This is a genomic window from Streptomyces sp. NPDC005496, assembly GCF_042872045.1.
Classification (GTDB): Bacteria; Actinomycetota; Actinomycetes; order Streptomycetales; family Streptomycetaceae; genus Streptomyces.
This window is the reverse complement of the sequence record NZ_JBIAJQ010000010.1, coordinates 372,269-381,411: the sequence shown is the minus strand read 5'-3', so window position 1 is coordinate 381,411 and position 9,143 is coordinate 372,269. Positions and strand designations below refer to the sequence as shown.

6 protein-coding genes and 1 pseudogene are annotated in these 9,143 nt (G+C 74.7%); all 7 read left to right on the top strand.

The window, feature by feature from the left end; all coding sequences use genetic code 11:
• Positions 1 to 258 precede the first annotated feature (258 nt).
• Complete coding sequence (locus ACFYQQ_RS29635) at positions 259 to 660, top strand: hypothetical protein (protein WP_388905726.1); 402 nt, start codon at positions 259 to 261, stop codon at positions 658 to 660.
• Positions 661 to 662: 2 nt separating this feature from the next.
• The gene (locus ACFYQQ_RS29630) at positions 663 to 1,601 is read left to right on the top strand and encodes a JmjC domain-containing protein (RefSeq protein WP_388905723.1); all 939 of its coding nucleotides are present in this window, start codon (positions 663 to 665) and stop codon (positions 1,599 to 1,601) included.
• On the top strand, positions 1,598 to 3,142 hold the full coding sequence (locus ACFYQQ_RS29625; protein ID WP_388905720.1) for a YcaO-like family protein: 1,545 nt from the start codon (positions 1,598 to 1,600) through the stop codon (positions 3,140 to 3,142). The genes ACFYQQ_RS29630 and ACFYQQ_RS29625 overlap by 4 nt, the downstream gene beginning before the upstream one ends.
• Positions 3,139 to 4,800: a TfuA-like protein gene (locus ACFYQQ_RS29620; protein ID WP_355790227.1), complete on the top strand. Its 1,662-nt coding sequence runs from the start codon at positions 3,139 to 3,141 to the stop codon at positions 4,798 to 4,800. Before ACFYQQ_RS29625 ends, ACFYQQ_RS29620 begins: the two co-directional genes overlap by 4 nt.
• Positions 4,801 to 4,913: 113 nt before the next feature.
• A complete protein-coding gene (locus ACFYQQ_RS29615) occupies positions 4,914 to 7,793 on the top strand; it encodes an alpha/beta hydrolase family protein (protein WP_388905717.1) in 2,880 nt (959 codons plus the stop codon).
• Complete coding sequence (locus ACFYQQ_RS29610) at positions 7,790 to 8,884, top strand: AAC(3) family N-acetyltransferase (RefSeq protein ID WP_356240367.1); 1,095 nt, start codon at positions 7,790 to 7,792, stop codon at positions 8,882 to 8,884. The genes ACFYQQ_RS29615 and ACFYQQ_RS29610 overlap by 4 nt, the downstream gene beginning before the upstream one ends.
• Positions 8,881 to 9,143 (top strand): annotated as a pseudogene (locus ACFYQQ_RS29605) (hypothetical protein); the annotation flags it as partial. The gene ACFYQQ_RS29610 and the pseudogene ACFYQQ_RS29605, both read left to right, overlap by 4 nt.

The window sequence follows — 9,143 nt, the reverse complement described above, 5'->3', positions numbered from 1 at the left end:
GACGGTGCCCGCTGGACGCGTACGGCGCTTGAGACGATGCGGGAGGCGATCGGCTGATGACCACCACGACCACCGGCCCCACCCCGGCCACCACCGGCCCCGACCCGGCCACTGCCGGCCCCAGCGAAGCCAGCCTGCCGGTCGCCACCGGCTCCGGCCCGGCTGCTACCGGCCCCGTCGCGGGCCCCGACGTGGCCGCCCTGCCCTGCGTCGCGGGTCCGGGTGAGACCACCGCGCCGGCCGCCGGTTCCGGCGTGAGTGCCCCGCCGGTCACCGCCGGGTCGGGCGTGGCCGCTGTGCCGGCTGCGGGTGTGCCCGCTGCGCCTGGCACGGCTGCCGCTGCCACCGCTGCCGTTGGCGCGGCTGGTGCCGACACGGCTGCCGCCGGCACAGCCGCTGCTGGCGCGGCTGGTGCCGACACGGGTGCCGCTGCCACCGCTGCCGTTGGCGCGGCTGGTGCCGACACGGCTGCCGCCGGCACAGCCGCTGCTGACGCGGCTGGTGCCGGCACGGGTGCCGCTGCCACCGCTACTGCTGCTGGCACGGCTGGTGCCGGCACGGGTGCCGCTGCCACCGCTACTGCTGCTGGCACGGTTGGTGTCGGCACGGGTGCCAGCGGTTCGGGTGCTGGCGCTGTGCCGGATGCAGGCTCCGGTGTAGCGGTGGTGTCTGTCACCGACGCCACCGCCACCGATGCTGATGCTGCTGGTGTGGTGGGTGGAGGTGGGGTGCCGGGTTGTCTGGAGGATGTGGTCGGTGATGTGGAGGCCTTTTTCCGGGTGCATTGGGCGGGGCAGCCGGTGGTGTTGCGTGCGCCGGGTGATCTGTCGGGCCTGATCACGGAGGAGGAGATGTGGGAGGAGGTCGAATGTGGTCTGCTCTCCCGCCCTTACTTCACGGTGTTCAACGAGGGTGTGCGTACCGCGATCAGTGACATGACGCGTCGGCGGCGTGTGGTGGGCCATGAACTGCCCGGGTTCATCGAGCCGGCGCAGATCCGTGAGGATTTCGCGCAGGGCGCGACGTTCAAGTTCAACCAGGCCGAGCACTGGCATCCCCGTATCCGGGCGCTGGTCAAGGCGATGGAGCCGCACTTCGCCGGGGGGCTGGAGGCGTTTGTGTTCCTCAGCCCGCCGGGCAAGACCGCGATGCAGGCCCACACCGACGGCGCGCACGTGTTCATCCTGCAGGTCGCCGGGGTCAAGGACTGGGTGGTGGGCCGTATCGACGCCACCTCCACCAGCGATTCGTCCCTGCACGAGGGGCCCATCGCCGACCACGCGCGTAGGGAGGTGACGCTGCGGCCCGGTGATGTGCTGTACATGCCGCACGGCACTCCCCACTATGCGACGGCCCGTGAGGGCAACTCCATTCATGTCGCGATCACCATCGAGGAACCGACCGCGGAGAATCTGGCCGAGGTCGTCCTTGCCGGCTTTTTGGGCAGTGCGCCCGTGACCGCCCTGCATGAGTGTCATCATCAGTACCGGCTGGGGGAGCGCACCGAGTTGCTGCGCCGGGCACTGGCGGAATACCTGCGGGGCGTGGACGAGGACGCGGTCACGGCGGCCGCGGTCACATTGCGCAGGCAGCACCGATGACCGCCGCGCGCACGGCGGGTGCCGCGACCACGGTAGGCACGGCGACCACGGCGACCACGGCGGGCACGGCGACCGCGGCAGGCGCGGCGACCGCGGCGGGCACGGCGACCACGGCAGGCGCAGCGACCGCGGCGGGCACGGCGACCACGGCGGGCACGGCGACCGCGGCGGGTGCGGGTGGGCGGTGGGCTTCTTGGATGAGCAGCGGCGGGCGGGCGGCCGTCACCCGGGGCACGGTGCGTACCTGCTCGCTGGAGCAGACCTGGCAGCGGCTTGTTCCGCTGCTGGCGGGCCGGGGGATCACCAGGGTTGCGGACCTGACGGGGCTGGATGTTGTCAATGTGCCGGTGTGGACGGCGATCCGGCCTGCCGCGGCCACGTTGAGTGCGAGCGCGGGCAAGGGGCTCTCCCATACGGCGGCCCGGATCTCGGCTGTCATGGAGTCGCTGGAGGTCGCCGCCGCCGAACAGGCGCGTGTGCCTGTCGTGGTGCGCGATGCTGCCCGCGCGCTGGCTCCGGGCTATGGGGTGGGTGAACTGTCTTTGCATCCGGTGTCGTTGGTGGATGAGCGCACGGTGCTGGAGTGGACCTGCGGCTGGGATCTGGCGGCCGGGGCGCCTGCGCTGGTGCCGGCGGCCGCGGTGGGATTGCGCGGCTGGGCCGGTGACGGCTGGCAGCCCGCCACCTTCCTGACCACGACCAACGGTCTGGCCTCGGGCAACGACCACGTCGAGGCCACCGTGCACGCCCTGCTGGAAGTCGCCGAACGTGACGCGCTGGCCCGCCTGCGCGAAGGCGACGCGATCGCCACCGACCTGGACAGCGTCGGGGAGCGGCTGGGTCCGGTCATCGAGCGGATCCACGCCGCCGGCGCCGACGTCGCCCTGGAACGCATCCCCTCCCTGCCCGGCACCTTCACCTACACCTGCTGGCTCACCCAGCCCGAGATGTGGCAGATCTTCGCCGGGTCCGGCTGTCACACCGATCCCGCGATCGCCGCCGAACGGGCCCTGCTGGAAGCCGTCCAGAGCCGCGCCTGCGCCATCAGCGGCGGCCGCGACGACATCCCCGAATGGACGTTCCGGCCCCTGGCCGCCGCCCCCACCGGCCGGCTGCGGCCCGCCCCCCGGCACACCGAACCCCTCCCCACCCTCCCCACCGGCCAGGACACCACCCCCGGCGGTGCCACCGCCGGCCAGAACGCCGCCCCGACCGGCCAGAACGCCAGCCCCGGCCATGCCACCGCCAGTCAGGGCGCCAGCCCCGGCGATGCGACCGCCGGCCGGAACGTCATCGCCGGCGATGCGACTGCCGGCCGGGACGCCACCCCGGCCGGCCGGGGCGCGGCTGTCACGTTGGGTGGGGTGCTCGAGCAGTTGGTGGCCGCTGTGCACCAGGCCACCGGACGGCCCGTGATCACCACCGACCTCACCCCTCACGAGCAGCCGTGGCCCGCGGTCGTCCAGGTCTTCGCCCCGGGCCTTGGACTGGCCCTGGAGCACCCCCGCCCGCAGACCCTCGCCAGCAGGAGCCACCCGTGAGCCGCCGCATCGCCTTCGTCGGCCCGACCCTCGCCCCCCACCAGCGCCCCGCCGGCCCCTTCGAATACCGGCCCCCCATACGCCACGGCGACCTCTTCGACCTGTGCCTGCGCCCCGGCGACCAGATCCTGATCGTGGACGGCGTCTACCAGCACTACGCGCCCATCCGCCACAAAGAGATCCTCGCCCAGCTCGCCCGCGGCGTGCACATCGCCGGCACCGCCAGCCTGGGCGCCCTGCGCGCCGCGGAACTGGCCGACTTCGGCATGCAGGGCATCGGCCACGTCTTCACCGAAGCCCGCGCCGGCCGCCTGAACGCCGACGCCGACGTCGCCGTCCTGCACACCGACGACGACGACGCCGGCGCCCACCGCCTCACCCACGCCCTGATCTGCATACGCCACGCCCTGACCGAACTCCTCGACACCCGCCGCCTGACCACCCAGCAGGCCACCGGCCTGCACCAGGCGGCCGCGGCACTGCACTTCACCGAACGCTCCACCGCCGCCCTGCGCCACGCCGCCCGCCACGACCGGCCCGCCATGGACCTGCTCCTTCACCACCTGGACACCCACGGCGACATCAAAGCCCGCGACGCCCGCCACGCCCTGAACACCCTCGCCAGTACACCTACGCCCGCGCCCGCCACCGCACCGCTCCCGGCGTCCGTGTCTAAGCCAACGCCTGTGCCGGCAGCCGCCATTGCGCAGACCTCCGCGCCCGCGCCGACACCGGTGCCGGCTGCCGCCTCTGCGCCCACGTCGGCTGCTGCCCTCACGGCCACGTCGGCTGCTGCCCTCACGGCCACCGCCGCCCCCGCGCCGGTCCTTGCAGCCGCCCCTGCGCCCGGCCCGGTTCCTGTGCGGAACCCCGCCCGTGCTGGTGCTGGTGGGGGTGTGGGGCGTCGTGGGGCTGAGGCGTGGACGAGTTCCTACGGGCGGCAGTGGGACTTCGAGCACCGGCCCCTCAAGCCGGGTTCGCCGGTCAGCGCCCGGACCGCTCTGGCCTGTCTGCAGCTGTTCGCGGCCGACTTCCCCGAACGTCACCGCGCCTACACCCTGCGCCTGGCCGCCGCCACCGTCGCCGCCGGTGGCACTACCGCCGCCAGTGGTACTACTACCGGCACCGGCACCGGCGCCGGGGCTGCGCGAAGTGCCGCTGGTGCTGGTGCTGGTGCTGGTGCTGGTGCTGGCGGTGGTAGTGGTGGTGCGGGGCGGCTTTTGGCTGCGGCGGGTTTCGCGCCCGCGCCTCGCCCCGATGCTCAGCTGGCCCGTGCCACCCAGGCCACCGCCGATTGGAGCACCGATGAGCGTCTGCTGGCCCGTACGTTCCGTCTGCCGCCGGGCCGTCTGGTCTACCAGGACCTGCCCGCCGAAGCTGTGACCGGCACCACCTTGGACGAACTGCAGGCGTACTGCCTGAGACTGCTGCGCACTTCCTCGAGCCCGGTCACGTCCACTGCCCGGCGTCACGCCCTGCTGCGTGAGCTGTGGCAGGCCACATCCGAGCACGAGTACCGGCTGTGCGCTCTGGAACGCGGCCTGTGCGACACCACCGAAGCCGCCCGCCTGGCCGGCCTCTTCGACCTCGCCCTCATCGCCCGCCTCGCCCACGCCGACGTCCCCGCCCACGTCCCTGCTCCCGCGGCCGCGCGATGACCACCACCCCGGTCGTCCCGCCCACTCCGGTCGTCCCGCCCGCCCCGGTTGTCCCGGCTGCTGCGCCTGCTGCGGCTTCCCCAGGTGCTTCGACATCTCCGGCTGCTGCGGCCGTGCCGTCCGCCGCGGCCACCCCGGCCACCCCGGCCGTGTCGGTCACCCCGGCTGGTTCGGCCGGTGGGGGTGGTGTGCTGGAGCGGGCTGTTGCCTGGGCGGAGGCGCTGTGCAGCGAACCACGTCCCGCTGATGTCGCCGCTTTTGGCGGGGAGGGGCTGCTGCTGCGGGTGGACGTGCCCACCCGCCACGGCGCGGAACAGCCTCACCTCGTCCACTACCGGCGCACCCGCGAGGGCCGCTGGGAGGCGGGCTGGACCATGCCCTGGGCCACCCAGGCCGTCGCGGTGGACGGCGGGTATGTGTGCGTGCGCCGTGAGCAGGGCCGCACCCTCATTGTCCGGCGTCCCGCAGGCGGCGGCCCTGAACAGGTCTTGTTCAGCACTCCCGGGCGGGCCGGCGCCCTCGCTGTTCGCCCGGGCGGCAGCGCGGTCGCGGTGAGCACCACCACCTACGGCGGGCCGGGAGAACACCCCGAGGATGTGCTGGCCGGTTCCGACGCCGTCTGGGCGCAGGGCTGCGACATGACCCTCAGCCACGCCAAACAGCCGCAAGGCCCCTGGCAGGTCCACCTGCTCTCCCTGGACGGCGCCCCGCCCCGCGCCCTGACCCCGCACATGCCGGCGGGTCTGGCGCTGACCGGTGAGAGCGCCTGGAGCGGTCCCGCCACCCTCCTGTTGGGCGTCCAGCGCCACCACCGTGACGGGATCCGCCGCTTCGGACTCCTCGCCCAGACCCTCACCCCCCTCACCCCCCTCGCCCCGAACGCCGGCGACGACGCCGGCGGTGGGGGAGTGGTGGCCGAACTGTTCAGCGACAGCGTCGACTTGTGCTATCCCGTCCAGGGCGAGGACGGGCAGGTCGCCTACCTCGCCACCACGGTGCGCCGCGACAACGAACCCGTCAGCCAGTACGCCTGTCTCCTGGACCACCTGTTGCAGCCGCGGCTGCTGCCTGCCGAGGGCGGGCTGTGGCAGCGTCCCGTGGGCTGGGACGGGCCCCGCCGCCTCCTCTGCACGGCCGAGTCCGGGCCCCGCCGCGGCCTGTACGTCCACGACCTGGACCACGGCACCTGGCAGCCGGTGCCGCTGCCCGCCTCGGTGACCAGCGCCCGTATCCACGCCGGCCGGGCCGCCGTGCTGACCTCCGCCCCCGACACCCCGCCCGCCCTCGACGTCACCACCCTCCCCACCACCACCCCCACCCCCGCCCCAGCCCCTGCTCCTGCTCCTGCTCCTGCTCCTGCGACCGTCACCGCCGCGACGCCCGGCACCACGCCCGCGCCCGCCACGCCGGCGTCCGCCGTCACCGCGTCCCCCTCCGCGCCCGCCGTGGCCGCGTCGGCTGCCACCACGCCCGCACCCGCGTCTGCCGTCGCCGCGCCCGCGGTCACCGCCCCCGCTGCCAGGGGGCGCGTTGTGGAGCGGGTGGTGGCGGCGGAGGCGCCCGTGCTGCCGGGCCGGCTCAGCTACCGGCCCCAGCGCATCCCCACCGCGGGCGGTGAGGTCGCCAGCTGGGTGTGCCTGCCCGAGGGGCCGCCCCGGGGCACCGTGGTCCTCTTCCACGGGGGCCCGTTCAAGAGCTGGAGCGACTGGTCCTGGCGGTGGAACCCGTGGCCGTTCGTCGCGTGCGGCTTCGCCGTGGTCCTGGTCGAGCCGCCGATGAGCCTGGGCTACCCCGACGCCGTGCGCACCGGCTGGCGTCAGTGGCGCGGCGGGACCGCCGCGTGCGCCGCCGCCCAGGTCGAGGCGGTCCGGGGCGCCGAGGGCCTGCTGGATTCCCCGCTCGCCCTGATGGGCGGCAGCTTCGGCGGCTACCTCGCCCTGACCACCGCCGAGACCCTCAACCCCGACCTGGTCGTCGCACACGCCGCGCCCCTGGACCTCGCCCAGGTCGCCGAGAGCAGCGACGTGGGCTGGCAGTGGATCCGCGAGTTCGGCGATCCCACCCACTGGCGTCCCCTCTACCAGCTCAACAGCCTCTTCCCACGCCCCGTGGCAGCCGGCACCCGGGTACTGCTCTCCCACGGCCTGCAGGACGGACTCGTACCGCCCACCGAGACCCTGCGCACCCACCGTGCCCTGGCCCGTCAAGGAGTCCGCAGCGAAGTGGCGTTCTTCCGCTCCGAAGCCCACCCCCTGAGCCGGCCCGGCAACATCCGCGCCTGGTACCGCTGGGTCCTCAGCGCCACCACCGAAGAACTCACCCCACCCAACCAACCCACCCCACCCACCGGCGAACAACCCCCAGCCGCAGGCGCACAGCCTGCGTCCGCGGGTGAACAGGCCACGCGGGTCGGCGGGTTGGGGCCGCTGGACCGTGAACGGGGACTGCCCCCAGGCCCGAGTGCTGCCGCCCCCGCCGGGCGCCGGCGGCTCGCTGCGCCGCCGCTCGCCGACGTCCCGGCCGGTGACCGGCTCAGCTGGTCCGCAAGCCAGAGCACTCCGCCCGCGGGCCAAAGCCGCCCGGACGGCCGCGGGCCAGTCCCCGCCGCACGCGAAGACGCCCGGACCGGGACCGCCCGTGAACTCGCCCCGCCCGTCCACGAGTCCGGCCCGGACACCGGAGCCGTCCCCGCCGTTGCGGCCGGTCGTACGGGAGCTACCCGCGACGGCCTCACCGCGACGGACAGCCTCACCGCAGCGGACGGCCTTACCGCGGCGGACGGCTTCCCAGCGGGGGCAGGCGCCCAGGCCATCGCGGCCGGCGTTCACGGCAGCTACGACAGTCATGACAGTCATGACGGCCATGACGGCCATGACGGCCATGACGGCCATGACGGCCATGACGGCCATGACGGCCATGACGGCCATGACGGCCATGACGGTCATGGCGGCCATGACGGTGCCGGCGGTCGTGGTGGGCGGGGGGCGTCATGAACAGCGGCCATGTCGTCACCCGGGACGTGCTCGCCCGCGGTCTGGCCGGTCTGGGGGTGCGGCCCGGCGCCACGGTCATCGCCCACACCTCGCTCAGTTCCTTCGGCTACGTCGTCGGCGGCGCCCACAGTGTGCTGCTCGCGTTGCGTGACGCGGTGGGCGCCGCGGGCACCCTGGTGATGCCCGCCTTCACCCCCCAGCTGTGCCACCCGCACACCTGGCGCCGCCCCGAACTGGCCCACGCCGCCGCCGATCCCGCGACCGCCGCACAGATGCCCTGCTTCGATGCACGGCGCACCCCCGTCGCCCGCACCATGGGCGTGCTGCCCGAGCTCCTGAGGACCCAGCCCGGCGCCCGCCGCTCCGGCCACCCCCACGTGTCGTTCACCGCGCAGGGGCCGCGCGCCGAACGGATCGTGGCCGAGCACCCCCTGGCCTGGCGGCTTGCCGCACACGGCCCGCTGGGCCGGTTGTGGGACCTGGACGCCACCGTGCTGCTGCTGGGCACCCGCTGGCAGAAATGCACCGCCCTGCACCTGGCCGAGTACGCCACCGCCTACCCGGGCCGGCGCGCCGGCTGGTGGTCGCTGCCCGTCCCCGGCCCCCTGGGGCGTACCTCGTGGCGGCAGGTGCCCGAACTCCTGGTGTGGGAAGGCGACTTCGACGCCCTGGGCGACGCCTATCAAGCAGCCGGCCGGCCGCTGGCCACCGCGCAGGTGGCCGGGGCGCTGTGCCGGGCCGTACCGCTGCGTGAACTGGTCACCTTCGCCTGCCAGTGGCTGGCCGACCACCGCGACCTGCGCCGCGGTCTGCCCCCGCCCGGCTGGCGCGACGTCATCCCCGCACCCCGCCCCCTGCCCCCCGGCCTCCTGCCCACCCCACCCCAGCCCGCCCCGCCCACCACACCCCAGTCCCACCTCCCCGACCCATCCGGCACACACCAGTCCCGCCTGCCCGACGTATCCGGCGCACTGCGGCCTTCCCCGCCCGACGCGCCGCAGTCGCGCCTGGCCGACGTATCCGGCGCACCGCTGTCGCGCCTGCTCGCCCCGCCGCAGCCCTGCCTCACAGCCACGGAGCCCACCCCATGACCGGCACCAGCACCACCAGCGGCCCGAGCGACACGAACGCCGCGACCGGCACCAGCACCACCAACAGCGCACCCGGCGCGAGCGGCACGGGCGGCCCCGCCGGAGTGGCCGGCGCGAGCGGCATGAGCGGCCCCGCCGGAGTGGCCGGCGCGAGCGGCATGAGCGGCCCCGCCGGAGTGGCCGGCGCGAGCGGCATGAGCGGCCCCGCCGGAGTGGCCGGCGCGAGCGGCACGGGCGGCCCCGCCGGAGTGGCCGGCGC

What these genes read in the sequence shown, in the direction of transcription:
- ACFYQQ_RS29625 (WP_388905720.1), top strand. Translation starts at nt 1,598, where the DNA reads ATGACCGCCGCGCGCACGGCGGGTGCCGCGACCACGGTAGGCACGGCG.
- ACFYQQ_RS29610 (WP_356240367.1), top strand. Translation starts at nt 7,790, where the DNA reads ATGAACAGCGGCCATGTCGTCACCCGGGACGTGCTCGCCCGCGGTCTG.